This is a genomic window from Nocardiopsis coralli (genome assembly GCF_014892575.1).
Classification (GTDB): Bacteria; Actinomycetota; Actinomycetes; order Streptosporangiales; family Streptosporangiaceae; genus Nocardiopsis; species Nocardiopsis coralli.
Genome location: NZ_JADBGI010000005.1, coordinates 13569 through 39574, shown reverse-complemented (window position 1 = coordinate 39574; position 26006 = coordinate 13569). Strand labels below are relative to the sequence as shown.

Below are 26006 nucleotides of genomic sequence, written 5' to 3'. Positions count from 1 at the left end.
CGTTGCGCGTCGGTACCGCGGGTCAGCGCAGGGGCAGGCCCAGGTGGGGCCAGACGAACACGGCGGCGCCCAGGACCAGGGCGACCATGAGCGGCCCGAGCAGCGCCGAGAGCCGCAGCAGGTCGGCGCGCCCGTAGGTGGGCGATCCGTCGGGCAGGTCGGAGAAGAGCGCGACGGGTTTGGCCGAAGAGGTCAGGGTGTGGCAGAAGCCGGCGGCCGCGGTGGAGGCGAACACGGCCGCGGCGGGGTCGAGTCCCACCGCGGAAGCGAGCGGGATCACCGCCGGCACCAGCACGGCGGCGCGCGCCGAGCGGGACTGCAGGACGAGATGGGAGGCCGCGCTGACGGCGATGACGGCCGCGAGCACGACGGTGGAATCCGTCCCGGCGGCCCCGGCGAGGGCTGCCTGGGCCGCCCATTCGGCCGCCCCGGTGCGCACCAGCGCGTCGGCCAGGGCCGCGGCGCTGATCATGAACACCAGGAGTGGCCAGGGGACCGACTTCAGCGCCGCCGTCATGGGTGTGGTGCCGAACCCCGGCGCCGTGGCGGCCAGCGCGCCCAGCAGGGCGACGGCGGTGGGCGGCACCCCGTGGAGCGACTCGGTGCACCACAGCGCGACCACCACTGCCACCAGGGCGAGCATCCGCCACTGGGCGTTCGTGAGGCGCCCTGGGACATCCCCACCGGAAGCAGAATCCCCGTGGGCGGGGTCGCCCAGCTGCTCGGGGTCGAGGGTGAGGCGGCCGCGCCGGTCGGCGCGGCGTGTCATGAGCAGCAGGACCAGTTCGGCCGCCAGGTGGGCCGAGACCACGGCGAGCGGGACGCCGAGCAGCAGCCAATGGCCGAACCCGATGCCGGACCCGGTCATGCCGCGCAGGATCTCGTCGCCGATGAGGTGGGCGGCGGCGCCGATGAGGCTGGCGATAGCGCTGAGCAGGATCGTGGTGGGAAAGACCAGGGCCAGGGCGCGCACGACGGCGGGGCGCTCGGCGAACACGCGCGCCAGCGCCAGGAAGACGGGCAGGGCCAGCGCGGCCCGCCCCGAGGTCGAGGGGATGGCCAGGGCGGTGAGGACCACGCCCACCGTGACCAGGTGGACCAGGGCGCGCACACTGCCGGCGCGGACGATGAGGGCGCGGGCGGCTCGGGCCGGGAGTCCACTGGCCTCGATGCCCGCGGCCATGACGCCGGCCGCGACCAGGAGCCAGACGGTCTCCGAACCCAGCAGGCCGAGGACGTCCCCGTAGGGCAGGATCCCGGCCGCGACCAGCACTGCCACCGCGGCCATGCCGATGAAGGCGTCGTCGGCGCGGGTGAGCGTCCAGCACAGCAGCGCCGCGGCGAACACCGACAGGACGACGCGGGCGTCGGCGGTGAGCTCTCCCCCGGGCCCACCGGCGGCGGGCAGGGCCGCGGCGACGGCCGTGGTCCCGGCCGCGACCGCCGACAGCGCCGCCGCTCCCTGGATGAGTCCGGAACGCGAGCGCCGACCGCCGGCGGTTTCCGGCGCCGCGTCAGTGTCGCGGTGCTCGTCGGGGTCCGGGGACTCGGAGTGTCGTGCGTCCGCGGCGCCGGGGACGGCGTCAGGGACGGTGTCGGCGACCGCGGAGTCCTGCGTGGTGGTGCTTGTCCTCATGGTTCTTCAGCCTGTTAGTGGCGGCTGAATCCCCGATGAGGCAATCATGAGCAAGTCCTCATGAACTGATTTGCGGCGGTCTGTGCCTCACGCGGACGCCCGGAACGGCGAACCATCGGGTGCGTTCTCACCGATGCTCGACGGGTAGAGGCGAACCGAAAGAGCCATGACCACCAGCGTCACCAGGCCGATCCCCGACGCCGCCACGACAGCACCGATTCCGCCGTGGAGTGTGATCGCACCGCCGCCCACTGCGCCCGCGACAGCGATGCCGACATACAGGCCGCTGGTGTTGAGCGCTACAGCTTCGGTCCCGGCATCGCCCGCCAGGCTCAGTGCGCGCGTGTTCATGGGCGGGTTGAACCCCCATCCCGCGAAGCCGTAGACAGCCAGAGCCACGGTGACCAGCCAGACCGGAGCGGTCCCCCGTCCCAGGAGACCGATCGCCGACAGAGCCACGGTGGCCAGGACCAGCACGGTGAAGGTGGCGATCAGCGTTCGGTCCGCCCCCCATCGGTCGGTCAGGCGTCCGCCCGCGAAGGTACCGACCGCGCCGGCTACACCGACCGTCCCGATGAACACCGCGAGCATCAGGCCGCCCTGCCCGCTGAGGGCCTCGGTGATGGGGCCGATGTACGTGTAGACCAGCAATCCGCCGCTGGCACCCATCACCGTGCCCATCACACAGGTCAGCACAGCGGGGCGCGACAGGATGCTCAGCTGCCGGCGCACCCCGATCTCCGGTGCGCCGGGGAGCCGCGGGAGCAGAAGCACGCACGCGACCAACACGGCGACGGTGAGCAGGGCCACCGCGATGAACGTCGAGCGCCAGCCGAAGGTGGTTCCCAGCACCGAACCGATCGGAACCCCCACGAACAGGGAGACGGTCAGCCCCGCCGCAACCACACCCATGGCCCGGCCCACTCTTTCCGGGGCGGCGAGCCGGCCGGCCATACCGAAGACCGCAGGCGTGATCGATGCACCCACCAGCGCCGCGAGCACACGCAGTACCAGGAGCGCCCCGTACGTGGGCGCGAAGGCCGTCAGGAGGTTGAGAGCTGCGAAGACCAGCAGACCTCCCACGATCAGGGTCTTGCGCGGCCACCGGGCCGTCGCAACTGCGATGGGAGGCGCGGCCACGGCGTAGGTGATGGAGAAGACCGTGACCAACTGTCCCGCGGCCGCTTCGCTGACCTGCAGATCGGACGCGATGGCCGGCAGTACGCCCGCGATGATGAAGTCATCGGTGCCGATGACGAACGTGACCAGCAAGAGGCAGAGGAGCCGGCCCGTGCCTGAACCGTCCTTGTGCTCATGAGAAACCATGAGCGGACGGTAGAAGGTTGACACGGGCGTCAAGGTCAACCCCGGGACTCGGGCACCTGCTCCGCTTCGATGGCGTGCGCCAGTTCGGTGTGGTGGGAGACCAACCGTTCGCGCAGGCTCTGGAGCCGTGCGATGCGTTCGTCCAGACCGGCCAACCGCTCCTGCACGGTGTCGAGTTCCGCGGAACAGGGCGGTGACTCGGCCAGGGGCCGGTCCAGACACCCGTTCTCGATGTACTGGATGACATCCGCAGAGGTGAGACCGGCCTCGAAGAGTTGCTTGATGTTCTCGGCCCGGACGATGGAGAGCTCATCGTAGATCCGGTATCCGTTGTCACCCCGGGTGGGCGAAAGGAGCCCCTGCTGTTCGTAGTAGCGCAATGAGCGGGCACTGACGCCGATGCGTTTCGCCAGCTCACCGATCTGCATTGTCGTCACGTCGGACATGGTTTCCCACTCTATCCCACGCCCCGAAAAGGCAACACACAGGAATCTTCCGCCCCCTGCACCCCCTTTTCATGAATGGAACTCCCGTTCTTGGCCGGGAGGACCGCGGCGTCATTTTTCCTTCTTGGCCTCGGCCTTCAGGCGCTTCTTCTCGGCGCGCACCTCGTGCAGCGTCTCGTCGTCGACCACGTCGGCGATGGAACGCCGGGCGCCTTCCGCGCCGTAGACGCCGGAGGCGTCCCGCCACCCGGGGATCTGCACGCCCCACTGCTTGCCCAGCAGCGCGAGGAAGATCTTCGCCTTCTGCTCACCGAACCCGGGCAACGCCCGCAGCCGGCGCAGCACCTCGCGCCCGTCGGGGTTCCCGGACGTCCACAGTTCTTCGGGGTCGCCGCCGTACCCCTCGACCAGGGCAGCGCACAGCGCCTGGATCCGTTTGGCCATCGACCCCGGGAAGCGGTGCACCGCGGGCGACCGGGCGCAGAGCTCCTGGAACCGCTCCGGGTCCATGGACGCGATCTCGTCGGTGTCCAACGAACCCAGCCGGTCCAGGATCTTCTTCGGCCCCGCGAAGGCGGACTCCATGGGCACCTGCTGGTCCAGCAGCATCCCGATCATCAGGGCCGTCGGGTTCTCGGACAGCAGCCGGTCCGCGTCGGCGTCCCCGGTGAAAAACAACGTGCGGCTCATCCTCGTCCTCCTCCGGTCTCACGGCGGCACAGACGGTCGCCGCCGGTTCCCACCGTGGCGGGTTCTGTTCCCCTGTCGGGCGGGGTCCGTACCCGCCATGACCGGGGACCGCTCCAGGTCGTGCTCCACTTCTACCCGGTCGTGCTGCAGCGTTCGTCCCTTCACCGGATCCCACCCGCCCCGAGAGCATCGAACGAGCGTGTCAGGGCCGAGAAGTGCGCACGGATGTGGGCGATGTCCTCCCGGTACAGGTCGATGTGCCCGTCGGAGATGTGTTCCTGGAAGGCCGTGCTGCCCCGGTCGGCCTGTTCACGCATGTGCTCGATGGTCCACCGGAGCCGTTCGACCACGGCGTCGAGCAGGGCTCCGTCCGGTTCCCGTCCGTACGCCCGGCAGAGAAGGACGACGCGTCCGGCCTGGTCCGCGATGTCCCCGAGGCTGTCCGGGTTGTCCGGCGCGTGGAGAGGCGCGAACCGGTAGGCGGCGTGGGCGAGGTCCCACAGTCGCGGCCCGGGGTGTGCGGTGTCGAAGTCGATGAACCCCACGACGCGCCCGTCCCGCACCACGCTGTTGTAGGGGGCGATGTCCCCGTGGCAGATCACCTCCCTCGGCGCCCGAGGGGCCACCTGCCAGCGGTCCTCGGGCCCGGTCCCGAACGAGGCGCTCGCGTCGTGCAAGCCGCGCAGCAGGGCACCGGCCGATCCGAGGAGCCGCTCGGACCTCAGCCGGGGCGGCAGGGACCCCGGCACCTCGCCCGGGAGGAACGACAGGACCTCGTCGCCCTGCGCGTCCCGGCCGAGGGGTGTCGGAGCCCCGGCGAACCCCCGTGCACGCAGGTGCGCGAGCAGGCGGTGGATGGTCGGTGTGGCCGCCGTCGACGGGCGGTGGACCCGGTCGCCGGATCTGCGGACCACATTGACCCCGCCGCGCAACCCCTCGCCGTCAACCATGCGGTCGGCCCGTCAGGTTCGGCACGGCGCTCACCCCGGAGGGATGTTGTGGGTGAGGCGGAACATGTTGTCGCTGTCCACGTCCGACTTCACCGACACCAGGCGCTCGTACACCTCGGGCGCGTACGCGCGCTCCACGTCGGCCGGGTCCGCCTCGTCGCTGGACAGGAAGTTGACGTAGGCGCCGCCGATGCCCCAAGGCTCCATCGCCTCGACGAGCAGGGCGCCGTGCGCGCGCACCTCCTCGACCTGCTCGGGCGGCGCCAGCCCGATGGTGAAGAACGTGAAGGCGGCGTCGCGGTGCCCCACGGCGTTCGGCACCTCGGGGTCGCGCGCCAGGGCGCCGCCGAGCTGGCGGACCTCGACCAGGTCCATCGGCGAACCCGAGTCTGCCCCGGCGAGTTCGATCATCACCTCCAGCGCCAGATCCGGGAGCTCGCCGAGGAGGCTCGTGCGCTCGTAGGCCGGGATCGGCCCCTCCGGGTCGCTGTGGATGATGTCCCAGTCGGTGAACGGCATCTCGTCGACGGAGTCCAGGAGGACCGGCCCGGCGTCCCGGAGCGGGGCCACGAGCCGGGCGCCCTCGTCGGTGTCCCCCACGTAGGAGACCCGCACGCTCACCACACGCCGGCCGCGCACGTCGTCGGGGAGCGGCGCGTCGGGCGGGATCTCCACGAACGCCGCCGAGGTCGTCACGCTCTCCGGCGCCTCGGCGGCCCAGTCGCGCCAGGCCGGCAGGACCTCGCGGGCGACTTCGGCGGGGTACATGATCGCGCCCGCGTAGAGGGTCCGCACGGGGAAGAGCCCGAAGTCGAGCGAGGTGACGATCCCGAAATTGCCCTTGCCGCCCCGGGCCGCCCAGAACAGGTCCTGTTCCTGCTCCGGGGTGGCGACCCGCAGTTCGCCGTCGGCGGTCACGATCTCGAGGCGCGACACGTGGTCGGCGGCGTAGCCGTGCAGGCGGCCGAACGTGGGGCTCAGCCCGCCGCCGAGCGTGTAACCGACGGCCCCGACGCTCACCGACGAGCCGACGAGCCCCGCCAGGCCGTGGGGTGCGGTGGCTTCGGCGATGGGCCCCCACTGGGCCCCGGGCCCGACCCGCACCGACGAGGAGTGCTGGTCCACGCGGACCCCGTCCATCGCCGCGGTCGAGACGAGGATGCCGCCCTCGAAGGAGACCGATGCCTGATGCCCGGTCGCCATCACACACACGGGGAGGTCCTCACGTCCGGCGTAGCGCACGGCCTGCTGCACGTCCTCCGCGTCGCGGGCGAGGACCACCGCCTCCGGCCGACGGGTCACCGTGGTGTTGAAGCCGGACACCGCCGCGTCGTACCCCTCGTCGCCGGGGCGGAGCCAGTGGTCGGGCCGGCCGGCCCCGTACGCGGGGTTGGTGAGGGCACCCAGGGCACCGGCGGCACCGAGCACCCCTCCGGCCCGGAGGAGGGTCCGCCGGCCGATGCCCGTGTTCCTCGGAGACGGCCCTGCACGGTCGAACTGTTGTGTCATTCCTGCACCTCTGCACTGTCACGGGGCGCATTCGAGGCCCCCGAATTCCGATTCGTCGCCGGACCCGGACGCGGGAAATTAATGGGGGATCCTTGTCGGGCGCCACGTTCTGGGCGGCAGGTTGTGCGCCGGACCGGCAAACCGGATCTCAGGGGGGCCGACCACCAGCTCAACCTCGGTCACCAGTCGAGTATCACCACGGGCCGGGCACGGTTCAACCGACGCTCCGACGGACGGAGGAACGTCTCCGGGATGCGCCACCGGTTCTCGCGGGAATGGTCCGTCGATGTCCGGTTCTCGAGGTGATCCGGATGATGAAGAATGGAGGAGAATGGTACGGCTGGTGCAAATGCGCACCCGTGCCCGACCCGAATTCACCCCCACGTCCTGCCCGATCCGGATCCCGAGGAGCCGCCCGATGCTCAGCAGTGAACTCGCCGAGCTGGCCGGTGTCACCGTCCGCACGTTGCGCCACTACCACCGGATCGGACTGTTGCCGGAGCCGCCGCGCTCGTCCGGGGGCTACCGGCGTTACGGCGTGAGCGACCTCGTCCGCCTCTTGCGCATCACGAGGATGACCGCGCTCGGCCTGCCCCTGTCCGCGCTCCCGGAGGTGCTGGACGATCCGACGGCCGCGGAGGAACTGCTCGACGAGCTCGATCGCCGGGCCGCCGCCGAGATCGAACGGCTCACCGCCCGCCGGGCCGACATCGCCGCGCTGCGCCGGGGCAACACCCCGCCCGATCTGCCTCCGGGGTGGTCGGGCTGGCGCACCGACCCGGAGAAGATCAGCGCGGACATGGCCCGCTACGAACACGAGCAGCTGGTGCTGGCCGGACACCTGCTCGGCCACGGCGGTCCGGCGCTGCTCACCGCCCTGGTCGGTGAATCGGCCCCGGACTCGGCGGTGAACGTGGCTCTGACGGAGCGCTTCTACGCCCTCGGGCCCGACACCCCGGACGTCGAGGTCGCCGCTCTGGTCGACGAATTGGTGACCCACCTGGAACCGGTGGTGGCCGGGCTGACCGAGCTGCCCCCGCTCGACCACCGGGCCTCGGCTCTGATGGAGCAATTGAACGAGCAGGCGCTCGAACCCGTGCAACACCGTGTCCTGCAGCAGGTCCAGCAGCGGTTGGCCGCGACCGGCGAGGGCTCCGGCGGGGGCTGAGACCGCGCCGAGCCCCTGAGCCGCCCCTCGATCGACGGTGATGCACGTCATCCATCGAGGCCTTGAGTCCGACGCGACGTCGGGGTCTGGAGTGGCTGGTGCACGCCGCCACCGACCACGAGGATCCACCATGACCGCACCGTCGACGCCGATCCCCGTCGAAGACTTCTTCGGCCTGCCGGTACGGAGCCGGGCCGTGCTGTCCCCGGACGGCACGAAGGCCGCCTACCTCGCCCCGTGGCGGGGACGGCTCAACGTGTTCGTCCGTGACATCGACTCGGACTGGTCCGCCCCCGACGACAGCGACACCGCCGGCGCCCGGCGCGTCACCTCCGAGACCCGCCGCAACATCGACACCTTCTTCTGGAGCACGGACGGCCGTCGCCTGCTGTTCCTGCAGGACTCCGACGGCGACGAGAACTGGCACCTGCACCGCGCGGACCCGTACCGCCCCGGGGAGCCCACGGTCGACCTCACGCCTTACGAGGGTGTGCGGCTGCTCGGCACCCAGCTCCCCCCGGACCGCCCGGACACCGCGCTCGTGCCGCTGAACAAGCGCAGCCCCGACCTCGTCGACCTGTACGAGCTCGATCTGGACACCGGCGAGCTGACCTGCGCCGCGGAGAACCCGGGCGACGTCTACACCTGGCTGCGTAGCCCCGACCGGTTGTTGTCCTTCTCCGTCGAGGAGGGCGGCGACCACCTGCTGTCGGAGTGGGAGCCGGAAGGGCGGCGCCCGATCGCCCGGTTCGCCGGCATCGACTTCCCCTTCGGCCCTGCCCCGGCCGTGCTCAGCCCGGACGGGGAGGGTCTGTGGATCGGTTCGCCGGAGAACTCGGACCGCACCCGCCCGGTCCGGGTCGACCTGACCACCGGGGAGCAGAGCGAGGTGGACAGCCACCCGGTGTTCGACCTGGACACGCCCCGGCCCGAGGCCGACCCGCGCTTCCCGTCCTCGCTGATCCTGCACTCGTGCACCGGGGACCTGCTCGGCGTCCGCTACCTGGGTGCCCGCCAGGAGATCCACGCGCTCGACCCGCATTTCGCCGAGGTGCTGCCGCGGCTGGCGGAGCTGTCCGACGGCGATCTGGGGCACGTGTCCTGCGACGCCACCGGGCAGCGCTGGGTCGTGGACTTCACCCACGACCGCGACCCCGGTGTCACGTGGTTCTACGACCACAACACGGGGCAGGCGCGCCGGCTGTTCCGTCCCTACCCGCACCTGGACCCGGCCCGGCTCGCCCCCGTCACGCCCTTCACCGTCACGGCCCGCGACGGCCTGGCCCTGCCCTGCCACCTCACCCTGCCGGTCGGGGTCGAGCCGCGCGGCCTGCCCACCGTGCTGCTGGTGCACGGCGGCCCGTGGTACCGGGACAGCTGGTGTTACGACCCGGAGGTGCAGCTTCTGGCCGACCGCGGTTACGCGGTGCTCCAGGTGGACATGCGCGGCTCCACCGGCTACGGCAAGGCCCACACCCAGGCGGCGATCGGGGAGTTCGCCGGACGCATGCACGACGACCTGATCGACGCCCTCGACCGGGTGATCGAGCAGGGCGTCACCGACCCGGACCGGGTCGCGATCTACGGCTGCTCCTACGGCGGGTACGCCGCCCTGGTCGGGGCCGCGTTCACCCCGGACCGGTTCGCCGCCGCGGTCAGCTACACCGGCATGTCCGACCTCGTCGACCTCGTGCGGTCGGTCGTGCCGTTCGCGCGGCGCACCGTCGAGAACAGCTACCTGCGCTACATCGGCGACCCGGACGACCCCCGCCAGGAGGCCGACATGCTGGCCCGCTCCCCCATCAGCCGGGTCGACGACATCACCGCGCCGGTGCTGTTGGTCCACGGCGCCAACGACGTGCGCGTCCACCGCCGCAATTCCGACCGGATCGCCGACGCGCTCCGCAGCCGCGGCGCCGAGGTCGAGCACCTGGTGAACGAGTCCGAGGGGCACTGGTTCACCAACCCGGACAGCAACATCGAGCTGTACCGGACACTCGAGCGGTTCCTCGCACGCCACCTGGGCGGACGGTCCTCCACCCCGGCCTGATGCGCCGCGAGCGCGGCAACGGTGCCCGCGGGGGCGCAGAGGACCTACGAGGACGGGGCCGGAATGTGCACCGACGCGGGACGCGTGGCGGCGTCGTAGGCGGCGTGCGCGCCGGTGGCGCCCATCCCGCTGTCGCGGGCCGGCTCGTACAACCGCTCCGGGCCCCCGCCCTGCCATTGGTTGATCCAGGTGACACCGGCGGGGATGCGCGTCGCCGCGGCCGCGTGCCCGGGGTCGTGGGTGAAGACGGTGGCGGCCAGTCCGAACCTCGACCGCGACGCGCGCTCCAGCCCTTCCTCGAACGATTCGACGACGGCGACCGGGGCGACCGGGCCGAAGGTCTCCTCGGCCATGACCAGCATGGAATCGTCCACGCCGGTCAGGACCGTCGGCGGGTAGAAGAACCCCCGCCCCTCGGGCACGGCGCCGCCGGTGCGCACCCGTGCACCCCGGTTCACGGCGTCGGTGACGTGACTGTGGACGAGCCCGCGCTGACGTGCGTCGACGAGCGGGCCGAGCACCGTGTCCTCCCGGCGTCCGTCGCCCACGGTGAAGCCCTGGGCCGCGGTGACCAGTGCGTCGACGAACCTCTCGGCGATCTCCCGGTGCACATAGATGCGCTCCATCGACGTGCAGATCTGCCCGGTGTTGACGAAGGCGCCGAAGGCCACGGCCTCGGCGGTGGCCTCCGGGTCGCTGTCGGCGTCGATGACGACCGGGTCCTTGCCGCCGAGTTCGAGCACGGTCCGGTGCAACTGCCTGCCGGCGTTGGCCCCGATCGTGCGCCCGGCCCCGACCGAGCCCGTGAAGTGCACCAGCTGCACCGTCCCGTGTTCGGCCAGGGGCGCACCCGCGCGGGCATCGCCGAGCACCAGGTTGACCACACCGGGCGGCAGGTCGAGGAGCTCGAACAGCCGCGCGGTGGACAGCGGTGAACGCTCGGAGGGTTTGACCACCACGGTGTTGCCCGCGGCGAGCAGGGGGCCGAGGGCGGACAGGACCATCGCGACCGGGAAGTTCCACGGCGTGATGACCGCGGCCACGCCCAGCGGGTGCCGCAGGATGCGTGTGCGTCCGCCGTCGGCGCGTTCGATGTCCCGCTCGAACGGGTAGTCCAGCGCTTCTTCCGCGGCGCCCCTGAGCCCCTCGACCGCCCCGTCGATGAACGTGCGGGCGGTCCCGACCGGTTTGCCCATCTCCCGGCATTCCAGCTCGGCCAGTTCGGCGCTGTGTTCGGCGACGACGTCGGCCCAGGCCGAGATGCGTGCGACACGTTCGGCGACCGGCAGCGCGGCCCACTGGGGTTGCGCCTGCTCCGCTGCCTCCACCGCTCGGTCGACGTCGTCGGTCGAGCCGGCCGGGAACCGGGCCACGGCCTCCTCGGTGGCGGGGTCGACGACCTCGAGGTACACCGTGCGCCGCGATCCCTCCCACGCGCTGCCGATGAGGTTCTGCAGGGTCTTCATGGGCGTCTTGTCCCTCCGTGGTGCCGGGCGGGCCCGCCGAGATGGCGCGCCCGAGGGTGTGGGGCGGCGGCGTCAGTCGAGCCGGGAGGCCATGAGCTCTCCGGCCATGATGGTGACGAGGTTGGTGTTGGCCCTGGGCACGCTCGGGAACACGGACGCGTCGACCACCCGCAGGCCCTCCACCCCGAGTACGCGGCACGCGGGGTCGACCACGGTGCCGTCCCCGTCGGGGTGGCCCATGCGGCAGGTGCTGGTCCCGTGCTGTGCGTCGCCCACCGTGGCCAGAAGGTGTGCGTCGAGGGCGCGGTCGTCGTCGAGCGCGGCGAACAGGGCCGCGTTCGCGTGTTCCACGGCCCCCTCGGTGACGGCTGCCGTCGCGGGCCGGCGGGCCAGGTCGACCAGGGCCCTGATCCCGTCCCGCATCCGGGCGAGGTCGTGTTCGTCGGAGAGCATCCGTTGGCGGATCCGCGGTTGTTGCGCCGGATCGGTCGAGGTCAGGGTCAGCTCACCGCGCGACCGGGCCTGGTTGAGCCAAACCCCGTAGGCGCCCGCCCCGGCCCCGGTGTCGGCCGCGGCCATGGCCAGCACGTTCTGGTTCATGGAGACGAACATCAGGTCGTTGACGGGTGCCCCGGCGCCGCTGGTCCAGCGGACGCAGACGTTGGTGTGCCGGTCGTTCGGGGTCCCGACCGACGCGGCCGGGGTCAGGGGCAGGGACAGCAGTGCCATGGGGTGGTCCTGCATGCCCTGTCCCACCGGGAGGTCCTGCCGGACGCCGATGCCGAGGGACTCCAGGCGCCGGGCCGGGCCGATGCCGGAACGCATCAGGATCCCCGGGGTGTGGACGACGCCGGCGCTCAGCACGACCGTGTCCGCGTGCTCGGTCACCGTGGTCCCGCCGGTGACGACCCGGACCCCGGTCGCGCGCCCGCCCTCGAGGACCACCCGGTCCACGAGCGCATCCCCGCGCACGGTGAGGTTCTCCAGGTCGCGGGCGTGTTCCAGGTAGGCGTCGTTGACCGACACCCGCCGCCCGTCGCGGGAGTTGATCGGGTAGGGCGAGACCCCGGTCGCCCCGGGTGCGTTGACGTCGGGTGCCCACTCGAACCCTGCGGCCCGTGCGGAGCTGAACAGCGCGGTGTCGACGCTGCCCCACCGGTCCTGCGGGGTCCGGTGGATGGGTGTGGGGCCACCGCGTCCGTGGTGTGGCGCGTCGCCGAAGTCCTCGTCGTCCTCGACCCGGGCGAAGTGGGGCAGGACGTCTCCGGGCGACCATCCGTCGCAACCGAGTGCGGCCCAGTCGGTGAAGTCCTCCATCGGCGGCCGGATCGCGATCTGGCCGTTGACCGACGAGCTGCCCCCGGCGCCCCGGCCGCGCCAGTACGGTGCGGGCTGCTGCGCATCGGTGCGCGAGGAGTCCAGGCCCGTCCAGAGCATGCCTTCGATCGCTGCGGGGTCGGCCAGCGCGGCCGCGGGGTTGGGCGAGCGCCACGCCTCGTGCATCTGCGCCGACCGGTAGTCGGGGCCGGCCTCCAGCAGCAGGACCCGCTTGCCCTTCTCGGCCTGGCGGACCGCGAGCGGTGCGCCCGCCGAGCCCGCGCCCACCACGATGAGGTCCCATCCGTTGCTCGCCACTGCTCATCTCCCGCCCTGTGTGGGGCGCCTCGACCCCCGTCACGGCCCGGTCGCCCGATCTGTACAATGACCCACATCACAGAGTTCGGTCAATACTGAACGTTCACTTTTTTGCGAACTTTCGTGGAGGAAGCGTGGCCCTGGCAGCCGACGACAGCGGGGCCGACCCGCTCGCGTCGATCGTCGAGCAGTTCGGACTGCACATCGGCAGGGCGATGGGCTGGCCGCCGATGGCCGGTCGGGCCGCGGGCGTGCTCATCCTCAGTGAACGTGCGCTGACCTCGGCGGAGCTGCAAGAAGCGCTCGGGGCCGGGAAGGGGTCGGTCTCGGAGACGACCCGGCTGCTCAAGACCAACGGCGTCGTCGAGCGTGTCAAGGAGCCGGGCTCACGGCACTTCGTGTACCGCTGGCGCGACGACGCCTGGGTCGGCTGCCTGCGGCACCAGCTCGAGTCGACCACCCGGTTGCTGCACCTGGCGGAGAGCGCGGAGGAACACCGCGCCGAACTGTCGGCCGTGCAACGGGAACGGCTGGGCGAGATGCTGGATTACTACCGCTTCCTGGTCTCGCAGCTCGAGTCCCTGCTCACCGAGTACACCGCACGGTGGGAGGCCCGCCGGGCACAGCCCTGACCTGGACCCTCGCGCCCCCGTGGTCACGCGGTGGCGAGGGGCAGGCGGATGTGCACCGAGCTCCCCTCGGGGCCGCTGTCGATGTCGACCTCTCCCCCTTGCGCCCGCACGCGCGCCTGGACGATCGCCAGCCCCAGACCGGACAGCCCGCCCGATGCGTCGGAGCGAGTCGTCACGAACGGTTCGAACACGTGCGGAAGCAGACCGGGGTCGATCCCGTTCCCGTCGTCCGCGACCGTCAGGACCGCAGTACCGGCCTCCGCACGGGCGGCCACCGTGACGGTCACGTCCGGCGGGTTGTGGTCCACGGCGTTGGAGACCAGGTTCATGAGGCACTGTTCCAACCGGTCCTGATCGCCCAGCACGACCTGGGGCGAAGCCTCCTCGAACACGACGGAGCGTGCGTGGGGCAGGGAGCTCACGCGGGCGCGTACGGCCTCCACGACGTCGGGGAGGAAGACCGGACCGCGGTGGGCGTCGATCTCGTCGCCCCCGCGTGCCACGGCCATGAGGTCCTCCAACACCTGCCGCAACCGGTCGAGTTCGGCGTGCACGACGTCCGCCTCGGGACCGCCCAACAGCTCCAGGTGCCCCTTGGCGACCGCCAGCGGCGTGCGGACCTCGTGGGAGATGGCCGCCAGGTACCGGCGCCGGGTGTCGTCGGCCTGTTCGATGCGGGTGAGCATCTGGTTGATCTCGGTGGCCAGTTCGGCGATCTCGTCGTCGGTGTCCGGTACGGGGACACGTGTGGCCAGGTCGGTCGGGCGGATCTCCTTCGCGGCCGCGGAGACCGTGCGTACCGGTGCGAGGGTCCGGCGCACCACCAACCACAACGTCGTCCCGCCCACGCCGAGGCCGAGGGCACCGGCCGCAGAGGCGACCAGCAGGACGGTGGTGGCCTTGTCGTGGACCGTGTCCAAGGGCGAGGCGAGGCTGATCACCGCGACCTGCCGTCCGGTCCCGTCGGTGACGGCGGTGTCGAGCACACGCATAGGCCCGGCGTCCGTGTGCTCGGTGCGCACGGCCCCGGGCTCCGGCCGGGGTGCGTCGTCGCCGCGCATGAGGGCCGCCGCCCTGGACGGACCGCCCGTGCTCTGCAACCGGACCCCGTTGGCGTGCACCGACGACACGTGCCGCTCCCCGCTGGGGCGCACGGTCAGTGCCTGGCGTGCGGCCTCCTCTGCCTCGGGGCCCGACACCACGCCGTCCAGCCCGGCCGCGGCGGGCAGCTCCTCGCCGAGCGCGTCGCTCAGGAACTCGGCCTCCTGCTGCAACAGCTCGTCCACGTCGTTGCGCCCCGAGACCTGCACCAGTTCGTAGGTCAGAGCAGTGATGCCACCGATCACCAAGGCCATGACCAACAGCGACCGCAGGATCAGGCGGCCGGCGAGGTTCACCCTCGGCCGTTCAGGCGGTAACCGACACCGCGCACCGTCTGGATACGGTCGGCGCCGAGTTTGCGCCTCAGCTGGCTGACGTAGACCTCGACGACGTTGGAGGCGCCCTCGAAGTCGTACCCCCACACCAGGTCCAGGAGCTGGGGCCGGGAGAACACCTGTCCGGGGTGGCGGATGAAGACCGCCAACAGGGCGAACTCCCGGGCCGACAGGGTGATGGCGGTCCCGTCCACGTGGGCCACGTGTCCCCCGAAGTCCAGTGTCACGCCCCCTGCGGCCAGGGCATCACCGCGTTCCTGGCCGCTGGTGCGCAACCGGGCCCGGACCCTGGCCAGCAGTTCGTTCAGGCTGAACGGCTTGACGGTGTAGTCGTCCGCGCCGGCGTCGAGGTTGGCGACGCGGTCGCTCACCGCGTCCTTCGCGGTCAGTACGATCACCGGTACGGAAGGACGGCGACGGCGCAGTCGGCGCAGGACCTCCTCACCGGGCAGGCCCGGCAACCCGAGGTCCAGGATGACGAGGTCGACGTCGGAGGACTGCGCCAGGATCAACCCGTCCACACCGTCGGAGGCGGTCAGCACCTGGTGCCCGGCGCTCTCCAGCCCGCGCTGCACGAAGGAGACGATGCCCGCCTCGTCCTCGACCAACAGAATCGACACCGCGTTGCATCCCCCTGCCCGCTCGGCCGCCCCGGCACGGAAAGAATGCCGGCCCACGACAAAAGAAACCTGAATTCGATCTTCAGGATGTTTTCAGGGACCCGTCATCGGGCCCGTGAACAATGGGAACCTGTCCGCACCCACCGTATAAGGAACGACGATGCGACGAAGAACGACCGTGCTCGCCGCCTGTGTGGTGGCGGCGACGGTCCTGGGCGTCGGTGGGCGCCTGGTCTTCTCCGAGGACCCGGAACACACGGTCGAGACGGTGCACCTCGACGGGTTCACCGGCGCCCCCTCACTGCCCGAACCCGGCGGAGAGGGCGAGTCCGTACCGGTCGAGGGCCTGGAACAGCTGGTCGGTGAGCTGCGCTCGGGGGACGGCCCCGACGATTGGTACGGCGCGGGTGTCGGGGTCGACTTCGGCCCCCGCGCGTGGCTGCTCACCGATCCCGTCCTGGAGGACTTCGACGCCGACGGGGTCGCCGATCCGGTCCTGGAGGAGCTGCGTTCCCTGGACGGTTCCGACGTGACGCTCGGCGTGCGCTACGACGCGAGCGGGGAGGACGGCCGCGACGAGGCCGATGTCTTCACCATCAACGGGCGTTCGTTGCGCGACCCCGGCGGGGGTCCTGCCCCGTGGGAGGACACCGGGCCGCGGGCCGAGGCCGACCGGGAATCCGCCCGCGCCGCCGCCGAGGACGCGGTCGGGGACGGCGCGCGTGCGACCGGTGTCGAGCGCACCGGCGAGGACGGCTGGGAGATCGCTGTGCGGAGCCCCGACGGGCGCTCCTACGACGTGCTCCTCGATCACTCCGGTGAGGTCGTCGACATCCGCCCGGGCGACTGACGGGTCCCGGGGTTCACCTGAAGAGGGGCTTCAGGATCGTTTCAGCCTTGATTCAGTAATCGTTGACACGCTGGGCGGGGCCGTTCGGCGCGCATGAGGGCCCGGCCCTGCCTTGCGCGCATTTTTCGAACCGGCCCGTTCGGAACCCGTTCCGGCTCGGAAATCACGTGAACTCGTCGCGGTCGCAAAAAGAACCCGAGTTCGGTGGCGCCCTTCGGCCGGAAACAGTTCTGCGATTCCACTCGCCCGCTCCACCGAAAGCTCTGCCACCTCATGCTCGAAGAACGCTCCGCCCGGGGCGCGTCCCGGCTGTCCACCCTGCAGTGGATCGCCTGTGCCGCTACCGCACTGGCCGTCATCGTGAGTCTGGCCGGCTACGGCTGGTACCAGGGCCTGGTCGGCAACGTCACGACCACCGAGGTGGACACCGACGAGTGGGGCGAGAGGCCGGTGGACGTGGACGGCATCATGAACCTCCTCGTGCTCGGCTCCGACGTGCGCACGGGCGACAACGCCGACTACGGGGACGCCGAGGGCGAGCGCGCCGACACGATGCTCATCGCCAGTATCGACGTCGACAGCGGCGCCGCCACGCTGGTGAACCTGCCCCGCGACCTCGTGGTCGACCTGCCGGGCTGCGATCCGGGCGACGGCTACGAGGGCATGTCGCCGCAGGAGGGCATGATCAGCTCCGCCATGACCTTCGGCGGGGTGGGATGCCAGTGGAGGGCGGTCGAGGAGGTCACGGGGGTGCACCTGGACCACTTCGTCATGATGGACTTCATCGGGTTCAAGGACATGGTGGACGCCCTCGGCGGGGTCGAGATGTGTGTCCCCGAACCCGTCGACGACCCCAAGGCCCAGCTGGAGCTGGACGCCGGACTCCAGGTCCTGGACGGCGAGGACTCGCTGGGTTTCGTGCGCTCGCGCTACGCCCAGGGCGACGGCAGCGACCTGTCCCGGATCGACCGCCAGCAGGAGTTCATGGGCGCGATGCTGCGCGAAGCCCTCAGCAGCGAGGTCATGCGCAACCCTGCGACGGTGACCGAGTTCCTCGGCGCGGTGACCGACTCCATCACCACCGACGACGACCTGTCCGTCGACACCATGGCCGACATCGCGGTCTCCCTGCGGGAGATCGACCTGGACCAGGTCCAGTTCGTCACGGTCCCCACCGAGGCCCACCCCGAGAACGAAAACCGCCTGGCCATGGGCCCCGAGGCCCCGGAGCTGTTCGCGGCGATCAACGAGGGGGCGGACCTGACCGCCGACCAGGAAGACGAGGCCCCGGACGGGGACGGCTCGGTCGACCCCTCCGACGTCTCCGTCGAGATCGTCAACAACACCGACATCGACGGGCTGGCCTCGGAGGTCGAGGCGTTCCTGACCGGGGAGGGCTACGAGGTCACCGGGACGGGCAACCCCGAGGAGCGTGCTCCCGAGGCCACCACGGTCTTCCACGGCCCCGGTGAGGAGGCGGCCGCGGAGCTGCTGGCGGGTTCCCTCGAGAACACCCCGCAGACGGAGGAGGCCGACGGGCTGGAGGGAACGCTCGAACTGGTCACCGGCGTCGACTGGGACGGGTTCGCCGAGAGATCGGACCCGGGGAGCGACCTGTCCGTCACCGAGGACCTCGACGGTGTCACCGCCGAGGACGAGGAGGAGGGCGCCTGCTGAACGGGCCCGCGCGGCACCGGCCCCCGCTCGGCGCCGCGCGGAAGCGCTCATGCCCTCTGCGCGCGTGGCACCTGGCGCGGTCCCAGCGCTGAGGCGAGGAAGGGGCGGATCAGCGCGGCGACCTCGTCGAGGTGGGTCTCGAGCAGGAAGTGACCGCCGGGCAGCAGTTCGATCTGTGCGTCGGGGAGGTCCCGGGCGAAGGCCTCGGCGCCGGCGGGGCCGAAGATCCGGTCGTTCTCGCCCCACACGGCCAGGAGCGGCACCCGGAAGATGCGGAAGTACTCGTGCAGCCGCGGGTACAGGGGCGGGTTGGTGGCGTAGTCGCGCAGGAGCCGGAGCTGGACCAGGTCGTTCCCCGGACGGGAGAGCAGGGCGAGGTCGTGTTCCCAGACCTCCGGGTCGACCAGTGTCGGGTCGGGGACACCGTGCAGGTACTGCCATTCGACCGCTTCACGGGTGAGCGCGGACCGGACCGCGGACTCGGTCCGCTCGTCGGGGTTCTGCGCGTAGGCCCACACGTCCTTCCAGAAGCCGTCCACGAAACCCTCGTCGTAGGCGTTGCCGCTCTGGCTGATGATCGCCGTGACCGCCGAGGGGTCCGCCAGCGCGAGCCGCCAGGCGACGGGGGCACCGTAGTCCTGCACGTAGACCGCGTACTCGGTGATGCCCAGCTTCGACAGGAGGGCGGCGGTGATCTGGGCAAGGCTGTCGAAGGTGTAGTCGAACTCGTCGACACCCGGCGCGTCGGAGAGCCCGAAGCCGATGTGGTCCGGCGCCACGACGCGGTAGTGCTCGGCGAGCTCCGGGATGAGGGCGCGGAACATGAACGAGCTCGTCGGATAGCCGTGGAGCAGCACGACCACCGGGGCGTCACGAGGGCCGGCCTCGCGGTAGAAGACCCTGTGCCCGTCGACCTCGGTGAACCGGTGGTGACCTGCAACCATCAGATCTAACCCCTTCAGTAGCTTTGACTGGTTAGGGGTGCAGTCGACCACCGCTCGACTAACCTGTCAAACGGAGTTAGGGGGTTAGATGCGGCCCGGGTGGCACACGCGGACCAGAACCCGCCGCCGGCGCCGACACACGCCACCCCGACAGACCTTCGCAAACCGGGCAATCAGGGCCCTTTGCCGACAACGCATACATGGACCGCGACGGACACGGCGCCCGGAAATGCCCCGACCACAGGAGGAATGCCGGCCGCGCTTTCCGCAGAACCCCGGAAAGAGACACGCGCACGGCGGATTCCGATTCCGCAGTTGACAGGCGCCTCAATCCACAGTTACTGTGTGTCGCATATGTCCGAATTCCGATCGCCGACACAGCGCCGCGACGGGCGCGGGTCCGCGGAGCGCCAGGGGCCCCTGGCCGCGCTCCGTGACCGGGTCGGCTCTCACGCCGCCACCGACACGGTCGGCCACGAGAACGACTCGTGGGCAGGCGTGGCGATCGGCTGGTCGGGCGGCGAACCGTAACCGGTCCGCCCCGGGACATCGATCCGGCACCGTCGGCAATGACGCCTGACGCATGCCGTTCTCACCATGCGCAGAGGTGCGTGCACACCTTTCCGTCGTGCTCGCCGAAGCCTCCCGCCTCTGCCGGAACCCGGCGATTCCGCTGCCGGTTCCCCAATCTTTCTGCTCCCTTCTTTCGACGTGCGTGCGCGCCTTTCCGGGCCCGTTCTGCATCTCCGCTCGAAGACTCCTGAGGAGGCTGTTTTTGTCATGCCCGAAAACCCGAACAAAGGCCTAGGGCAGCCGCACAACCCTCAAGAACCGAACAAGAACACCACAGAGGACGGGGTAGGACCGAACCCCCAGCGGCGGACCGGGAACTCCGCGTTCGCGAGCCTCGACTACCGGCGTCCCAAGTACCCCCACGACACACACCCGGTCCTCGTCCCGGGCATCCCCATCGACGAGCAGCGCCGCCGCTACCGGATCGACCGGCTCGTGTTCGCGATCGCCGGATCGCTGACGGTCGCCTTCGTCGCCTGGGGCATCTGGTCGCCCCAGAACGTCGCCGCGGTCTCCGAGACGGCCTTCTTCTGGGCGACCGACAACCTCGGCTGGATGTTCAACGCCGTGGCGATCATCGTGCTCGCCTCGACGGTGGGCATCGCCCTCTCCCGCTACGGCAGGATCCCGCTCGGCAAGGACGGCGAAAAACCCGAGTTCAGCACGTTCTCGTGGGTGGCCATGCTCTTCGCCGCAGGCCTGGGCGTCGCGGTCCTGTTCTGGGGCCCCTCCGAACCGCTCGGTTATTTCATCTCCCCTCCCCCGATGACCGAGGAACCCGAGTCGACCGAGGCCCTGCACACGGCCATGGCCCAGATGTACTTCCACTGGGGCTTCCACGCGTGGGCGTTCTACGCCCTGGTCGGCGGCGCCGTCGCCTACGCGGCCTACCGCCGCGGCCGGTCCCTGCTCATGTCGTCGATCTTCCGGGCCCTGTTCGGGCAGCGGCTCACCGAGGGTTTCGCCGGCAAGCTCGTCGACGTCTTCGCGATCATCGCGACCCTCTTCGGCACGGCCGCCGCCCTCGGTATCGCGGCGATGCAGATCGGCGCGGGCGTCACCATCGTCTCGGGCGCCGGTGAGCTCACCAACAGCGCCCTGGTCGTCATCATCGCGATCCTGACCGTCGCGTTCGTCGTCTCGGCCGTCTCGGGTGTGGCCCGCGGCATCCGCTACCTGTCGAACATCAACATCGTGCTCACGATCGGCATGATCGCGATCGTGTTCTTCGCCGGCCCATCGCTGTTCCTCCTGAACCTGCTCCCCTCGGCGGTCATGGAGTACATCGGGTCCCTGTTCGACATGATGGGCCGCTCGCTCTCGTGGGGCGGGGAGACGCAGGAGTTCCAGTCCACGTGGACCGTCTACTACTGGGCCTGGTGGATCTCCTGGTCGCCGTTTGTCGGCATCTTCCTCGCCCGCATCTCCCGCGGCCGCAGTATCCGCCAGTTCACCCTCGGGACGATCCTCATCCCCTCGTCGCTGCTCTTCATCGCCTACGCGGTGATGGGCGGTACCTCCATCTGGATGTACCGGGACGGCGCGGAGGGACTCGGCGCCGACACCCCGCCGCCGGAGGTGCTCTTCTCCGTCATCGGCAACCTGCCCTACATCGGCTGGCTTCCCTACGTCGTGATCGTCGTGCTGGCGATCTTCTTCGTCACCGCCGCCGACTCCGCGTCGGTCGTGATGGGCATGCTCACCACGCAGGGCGACCAGAAGCCCCGCCGCTGGGTGGTCGTCTTCTGGGGCCTGGTCATGTCGGGGATCGCGATCGTGATGCTGCTCCTCGGTGATGCGATGGCCCTGGAGGGCCTGCAGCAACTCGTGATCGTCACGGCGGTCCCGTTCGCCCTCATCCTGGTCGCCGCGATCGTCGCGTGGTTCAAGGAACTGCGAACCGACCCGCTCGCACTGCGCATGCGCTACGTCGAGACCGCGGTGAACAACGCCGTGACCGAGGGCGTGGAACGCTACGGCGACGACTTCTCGCTGAAGGTCGTCGAGTCCCGCCCGGGCAACGGTGCAGGTGCCGACATCGACTCCACCGACGAGAGTTACACCGAGTGGTACCGGCGCACCAACGAGGAGGGCGAACCGGTCGACTACGACTTCGGGACCGGGGAGTGGGCCGACGGGTACGACGCGGCCACCGGCGAGATCTGCGAGCCCGCCGCCGAACCCGGGCCCGAGACCGGTGCCGAGCCCGAGCCGGTGACGGGCGCCGGGCCCGACACCGATCCGGACACCGGGGCCGAGCGTGAGCGCCGCTGACGGCCCGGGAACCCGGCCCGACCGGTCAGCCGGCGTCCACGGCCAGGCGGAACCCCGTGTGCCCCAGGCTCGTGTCCGCGGTCACCGCGGTGCGCGCCGAGGTGCGGTACCGGCGGCAGTACGACGCGTGGCACATGTACGACCCGCCGCGCAGCACGGGGCGCGGGTCGTCCGCGCCGAACACGCCGGAGGTCCACTCCCACACGTTGCCGGTGGTGTTGTACAGGCCGTAGCCGTTGGGTTCGAAGGAGTCCGCGGCCATGGCGCCGACCGGGCCGGTCGGGCCGTCCGGGAACCGGCCGGGGAAGGTGTTCATGCGCACCTGTCCGCCCGGTTCCCGTTCCCCGCCCCAGGGGAAGGGCTGCTGTTCGAGGCCGCCGCGGGAAGCGAACTCCCACTCGGCCTCGGACGGCAGCCGGCCACCGACCCACTCGGCGTAGGCGTTCGCGTCGCGCTGCGAGACGTGGGTGACGGGGTGGCGTGCGCGCCTCTCGGCCGAGGAACCGGGGCCCTCGGGGCGGTGCCAGCAGGCGCCCCCGACCTGGCGCCACCACGGTGTCGCCTCCACCGCCGGCGCGCGGTCGCGCAGCGCTTCGGGCAGCAGGCCCTGGAACACGAGGGAGTCCCCGTGTTCCTCGGCGTCGGTGCGGTACCCGGTGTCGTGCACGAAGGCGGCGAACTCGGCCACGGTCACCGTCGTGGGTGCGATGGCGAACGGCGCCACGTGCACCTCGCGCACCGGGCCCTCGCCGTCCTCCGGGTAGGCGAACCGGTCGGTGCTCCCCATGAGGAAGGCACCGCCGGCCAGGCCGACCATGCGCAGTTCACCGTCGGCGGCCGCGGCCAGGCGTTCCAGCACCGCTGTGTCTGCGCCCGCCGGGCCCCCGGGCCGCGGGCCGGCCGTCTCACGCGCAGGACCACAGCAACTCATTCGAACCCCTTTGTTCCGTCCTCAGAAAGGAAGACCCATGACTCGGAATCGGCCGAACATCATCGTCGTCCAGGCCGACCAGATGGCGGCGCAGGCCCTCGGTGCCTACGGTGACGAGGCCGCGCGCACACCCAACATGGACGCGCTGGCCGATGAGGGGGCGGTGTTCGATCGCGCGTACTGTAACACCCCGTTGTGCGCGCCCTCGCGTGCGTCGATGATGACCGGGCGCATGCCCTCGGAGATCGACTGCTACGACAACGGGGACGACTTCGCCGCCTCCGAGCCGACCTTCGCGCACCGGCTGCGGGCGGTCGGCTACCACACGGCGCTGGTCGGGCGGATGCACTTCATCGGCCCGGACCAGCAGCACGGTTTCGAGGAGCGCCTGACCACCGACGTCTACCCGGCCGACCTGGACATGGTGCCCGACTGGAACCGGCCGCTGAAGGACCGGCTCCAGTGGTACCACGACGCCGACGCGGTCTTCACCGCCGGTGTTTCCAAGGCCACGGTGCAGCAGGACTTCGACGACGAGGTCGGGTTCCGCACCCTGCGCCACCTCAACGACCGGGTCCGCGCGAACCAGGCCGCCGGCGAGGACCAGCCGTTCCTGATGGTGTCCTCGTTCATCCACCCGCACGACCCGTACGAGCCGCCGCGTGAGCACTGGGACCGGTTCGCCGATGTGGAGATCCCGGACCCGGCTCACCCCGAGGTGCCCGACCCGGAGCAGGACCCGCACAGCCACCGCCTGCGCACGATGAGCGGGTTCGACCGGCGCGACCCCGGGATCGACGAGGTCCGCCGGGCCCGCCGCGCGTACTACGCCGCGGTGAGTTACATCGACGACCACGTGGGGCGCATCCGCGACCGGGTCGAGGAGCTGGGTCTGGCCGACAACACCGTCATCGTCGTCACCAGCGACCACGGCGACATGCTCGGCGAGAAGGGCCTCTGGTACAAGATGTCGCCGTACGAGCAGTCCTCGCGCGTGCCGATGATCGTGTACGGGCCCGAGCACCTGGTGCCGCGCGGCCGCTTCGCGAACCCGGTGAGCCTGGTCGACCTCATGCCCACCCTGCTGGAGCTCTCCGGGGCCCCGGAGGCGGAGGAACAGGCCGGCCGTTCACTGCTGGAGTCCGCACGCCTGGAGCGGGCGGGCGATGTTGCACCGGAGGACCGCGACATCGTGATCGAGTACCTGGCCGAGGGCACGGTCCGGCCGCAGCTGACCGTCGTGCGGGGCGACCTGAAGTACGTGTTGTGCCCGGGCGACCCGGAGCAGCTCTTCGACCTGGCGGCCGACCCGGACGAGCTGCACAACCGTGCCGCGGACCCCGCGTACGCCGACCGGGTGAAGGAGCTGCGGTCTGCGCTCGAGGCGCGCTACGACGTCCCGGCGCTGGAGGAGAAGGTGCTCGCGAGCCAGTCGAGCCGCCGCCTGGTCGCCGAGGCCCTGCAGAACGGGCGCGTGCGCCGCTGGGACTACGAGCCCGAGGCGGAGGACCGCTACGTGCGCGGGGACTTCTGGAACGCCCTGGGCCACGGGAAGATCGCCGACCCGTCGAGGTGACCGACCCCGGGGATCTTGCTACTGGAACCAACATCAGCGCTGAAGCCGGCTCTGGTAGCAAGATCCCCGACGGTCAGCGCTCCTCCGGACCGGGCCGGGTGCGCCTGCTCATGCGGTGGCCTCCTGTTCGGGGCACTCGGCGTCGAGGTCGGGCACCGGGGTGAGGCTCACCGAGAAACGGGGCACCTTCGTGAGCCCGTGTTCCCGGTCCCACAGGAGGTCGACGCCGTCCGTGCCCTCGAAGTACAGGACCGGCCGGTCGGTGGTCAGCGGCGGCCCGATCCGGGTGACCGGGTCCTCATCGGGTACCGCACAAACGGCGGAGGGCAGCACCCCCGCGTGCCCGAGGGGTTCCCCGCCCTGGTCCCGGTAGTGGGCGGCGTGTTCGGCGCCGACCTCGACGCTCCGCTCCAGGGACACGGCCATGGCGGTGAGCAGCAGGTACAGGGTGGCGAGCCCGTACAGACCGACCACGCCGACCGACAGCAGCTGCGGCACGAACCCCACCCCACGCCGGCCCACGTGGAAGTACCGGAGCAGGCCGAAGACCCCGAGGGAGAACAGCAGCACGAACAGCACCGGGGGCAGGGTGTCGGACAGGGCGAAGAGCCGGCCGGCGGCGCCGGTTGGCGCCACCTCCCCCGGTGTGATCCCGAAGGTCTCCAGGTAGGTGTCGTAGCTGGAGTTGCTCAGGGCGACCGCCAAGGGTGTGGCCAGAGCGGCCAGGGCCACGGGGAGCCAGGTGTTGATGCGGCCTTCGGGGACACGTCGGAGCATCTGCCACAGCCCGAAGACGCAGAAGCCGGCGGCGAGGATGCCGGCGAAGAGCCACCTCGTGATCCCCTCGGGCATCCAGAAGGCGGAGTAGAGGCCGAGGAACAACGCCCCGGCCGCGATCGCGGCCGCTGCGGCGAGGAGGAAACGCCAGTCGCTCCAGGGGTCGTGTTCCGCCGGGGCCGAGCCGGGGCTCGGGGCGTCCGGGGGATCCGGCGGCCCGGCCACCATGAGCCCGGTCGGCGGACCGGCCTCGGGGTTGCGTTCGGCGAAATCGGGCAGCCTCGATCTGGCTTCCTCGAGCGAGGCGGCTTGGATCGTTCCCCGGGACCACCAGGCCAGCAGACCCCGGGCGGGGGCCGCGAGCCATTCCCGTTCGGGCATCCGCCCCTTGGGCAGAACCAGGTACCGGCGGGACGGCTGCGAGCGCCGCAGCAGCCGGGCGGCGCACACGACCCGGGCGTTCGAACCGGCCTTGTCCATGGCCTGGTGGCACTCGGCCAGGGCCACCCCGGTGGCACCCAGAGCGGCACCGGCGACGGCGATGTGCACGTCGTACCGGCCCGGGCCCACCCTCCGTGTCTGCCACGGCCGGCCGCCGGCCACCGCGAGGAAGGCGGCTTCGTCCCGGGGGTCGGCCTCCACCCCGATACGCACCACGTGGTCGTAGTGGCGGGGGAGCTCACCCTTCAACGGTTCGGGGGCAGAGGCCTCGGGGGCGGGTGCCTCGGGTGGTCCGGAGGGCCGCGGACCGCGTCGGCGACCGCATCGGAAGAAACGCATACGGACCTCGTCTGCTGGGGGCTCCGGCGAGCCTACTGCGCGGCGGACGAGCCCCGGGGC

The 26006-nt window shown here is 71.1% G+C and carries 21 protein-coding genes; 8 read left to right on the top strand and 13 right to left on the bottom strand.

All coding sequences use genetic code 11. The features are described 5' to 3' along the window. Window positions 1-22: 22 nt before the first annotated feature. The 6 genes from IDM40_RS06780 to IDM40_RS06755 form a co-directional block, all read right to left on the bottom strand. Window positions 23-1636, bottom strand: a complete 1614-nt coding sequence (locus IDM40_RS06780) for an SLC13 family permease (RefSeq protein ID WP_193121069.1) — start codon at window positions 1634-1636, stop codon at window positions 23-25. A gap of 87 nt (window positions 1637-1723) precedes the next feature. After that, entirely contained in the window at window positions 1724-2962 is a 1239-nt protein-coding gene (locus tag IDM40_RS06775) for an MFS transporter (RefSeq protein ID WP_193121068.1), read from the bottom strand. Between the two features lie 35 nt (window positions 2963-2997). Then, a complete protein-coding gene (locus tag IDM40_RS06770) occupies window positions 2998-3408 on the bottom strand; it encodes a MerR family transcriptional regulator (protein WP_235997393.1) in 411 nt (136 codons plus the stop codon). Window positions 3409-3519: 111 nt separating this feature from the next. Continuing rightward, window positions 3520-4098, bottom strand: coding sequence for an HhH-GPD-type base excision DNA repair protein (locus tag IDM40_RS06765; protein WP_193121067.1), 579 nt, complete (start codon window positions 4096-4098; stop codon window positions 3520-3522). A gap of 161 nt (window positions 4099-4259) precedes the next feature. After that, window positions 4260-5048 carry a phosphotransferase enzyme family protein gene (locus IDM40_RS06760; RefSeq protein WP_193121066.1) on the bottom strand — a complete coding sequence of 263 codons (789 nt, stop codon included), beginning with the start codon at window positions 5046-5048 and terminating at the stop codon, window positions 4260-4262. A 30-nt stretch (window positions 5049-5078) separates the two neighbouring features. Beyond that, window positions 5079-6557: an FAD-binding oxidoreductase gene (locus IDM40_RS06755; protein WP_193121065.1), complete on the bottom strand. Its 1479-nt coding sequence runs from the start codon at window positions 6555-6557 to the stop codon at window positions 5079-5081. Window positions 6558-6975: 418 nt separating this feature from the next. Here IDM40_RS06755 and IDM40_RS06750 point away from each other — a divergent pair, with 418 nt between their 5' ends. Both IDM40_RS06750 and IDM40_RS06745 read left to right on the top strand, forming a co-directional pair. Continuing rightward, complete coding sequence (locus IDM40_RS06750; protein WP_193121064.1) at window positions 6976-7725, top strand: helix-turn-helix domain-containing protein; 750 nt, start codon at window positions 6976-6978, stop codon at window positions 7723-7725. Between the two features lie 130 nt (window positions 7726-7855). Then, a complete protein-coding gene (locus tag IDM40_RS06745) occupies window positions 7856-9775 on the top strand; it encodes a S9 family peptidase (RefSeq protein WP_193121063.1) in 1920 nt (639 codons plus the stop codon). 44 nt (window positions 9776-9819) lie between these two features. Here the strand turns inward: IDM40_RS06745 and IDM40_RS06740 are convergent, their stop codons facing one another. Next, window positions 9820-11241, bottom strand: coding sequence for an aldehyde dehydrogenase family protein (locus IDM40_RS06740; RefSeq protein ID WP_193121062.1), 1422 nt, complete (start codon window positions 11239-11241; stop codon window positions 9820-9822). A 72-nt stretch (window positions 11242-11313) separates the two neighbouring features. Then, the gene (locus IDM40_RS28780) at window positions 11314-12876 is read right to left on the bottom strand and encodes a GMC family oxidoreductase (protein WP_193121061.1); all 1563 of its coding nucleotides are present in this window, start codon (window positions 12874-12876) and stop codon (window positions 11314-11316) included. A 134-nt stretch (window positions 12877-13010) separates the two neighbouring features. Here IDM40_RS28780 and IDM40_RS06730 point away from each other — a divergent pair, with 134 nt between their 5' ends. Continuing rightward, entirely contained in the window at window positions 13011-13508 is a 498-nt protein-coding gene (locus tag IDM40_RS06730) for a GbsR/MarR family transcriptional regulator (protein ID WP_193121060.1), read from the top strand. Between the two features lie 23 nt (window positions 13509-13531). Here IDM40_RS06730 and IDM40_RS06725 read toward each other — a convergent pair whose 3' ends face one another. Continuing rightward, the gene (locus IDM40_RS06725) at window positions 13532-14905 is read right to left on the bottom strand and encodes a sensor histidine kinase (RefSeq protein WP_193121059.1); all 1374 of its coding nucleotides are present in this window, start codon (window positions 14903-14905) and stop codon (window positions 13532-13534) included. After that, complete coding sequence (locus tag IDM40_RS06720) at window positions 14902-15564, bottom strand: response regulator transcription factor (RefSeq protein WP_193121058.1); 663 nt, start codon at window positions 15562-15564, stop codon at window positions 14902-14904. The genes IDM40_RS06725 and IDM40_RS06720 overlap by 4 nt, the downstream gene beginning before the upstream one ends. A 160-nt stretch (window positions 15565-15724) precedes the next feature. Between IDM40_RS06720 and IDM40_RS06715 the strand changes: the two genes are divergently transcribed. Together IDM40_RS06715 and IDM40_RS06710 are read left to right on the top strand one after the other, a co-directional pair. After that, on the top strand, window positions 15725-16414 hold the full coding sequence (locus IDM40_RS06715) for a PepSY domain-containing protein (RefSeq protein WP_193121057.1): 690 nt from the start codon (window positions 15725-15727) through the stop codon (window positions 16412-16414). Between the two features lie 273 nt (window positions 16415-16687). Next, window positions 16688-18091: an LCP family protein gene (locus IDM40_RS06710; protein ID WP_193121056.1), complete on the top strand. Its 1404-nt coding sequence runs from the start codon at window positions 16688-16690 to the stop codon at window positions 18089-18091. Window positions 18092-18138: 47 nt separating this feature from the next. Here IDM40_RS06710 and IDM40_RS06705 read toward each other — a convergent pair whose 3' ends face one another. Continuing rightward, window positions 18139-19035 carry an alpha/beta fold hydrolase gene (locus IDM40_RS06705; RefSeq protein WP_193121055.1) on the bottom strand — a complete coding sequence of 299 codons (897 nt, stop codon included), beginning with the start codon at window positions 19033-19035 and terminating at the stop codon, window positions 18139-18141. 354 nt (window positions 19036-19389) lie between these two features. Between IDM40_RS06705 and IDM40_RS06700 the strand changes: the two genes are divergently transcribed. Both IDM40_RS06700 and IDM40_RS06695 read left to right on the top strand, forming a co-directional pair. Next, a complete protein-coding gene (locus tag IDM40_RS06700; protein ID WP_193121054.1) occupies window positions 19390-19566 on the top strand; it encodes a hypothetical protein in 177 nt (58 codons plus the stop codon). Window positions 19567-19815: 249 nt separating this feature from the next. Continuing rightward, window positions 19816-21882 (top strand): BCCT family transporter, encoded by a 2067-nt coding sequence (locus IDM40_RS06695; protein ID WP_193121053.1) that lies wholly within the window; start codon window positions 19816-19818, stop codon window positions 21880-21882. 25 nt (window positions 21883-21907) lie between these two features. On the opposite strand, the gene IDM40_RS06690 is transcribed toward IDM40_RS06695, so the two are convergent. After that, a complete protein-coding gene (locus IDM40_RS06690; RefSeq protein WP_193121052.1) occupies window positions 21908-22741 on the bottom strand; it encodes a formylglycine-generating enzyme family protein in 834 nt (277 codons plus the stop codon). 109 nt (window positions 22742-22850) lie between these two features. Between IDM40_RS06690 and betC the strand changes: the two genes are divergently transcribed. Further along, window positions 22851-24389 (top strand): choline-sulfatase, encoded by a 1539-nt coding sequence (betC, locus tag IDM40_RS06685; RefSeq protein ID WP_193121051.1) that lies wholly within the window; start codon window positions 22851-22853, stop codon window positions 24387-24389. 108 nt (window positions 24390-24497) lie between these two features. Here betC and IDM40_RS06680 read toward each other — a convergent pair whose 3' ends face one another. Then, window positions 24498-25856 (bottom strand): hypothetical protein, encoded by a 1359-nt coding sequence (locus IDM40_RS06680; RefSeq protein ID WP_193121050.1) that lies wholly within the window; start codon window positions 25854-25856, stop codon window positions 24498-24500. Window positions 25857-26006: the final 150 nt, after the last annotated feature.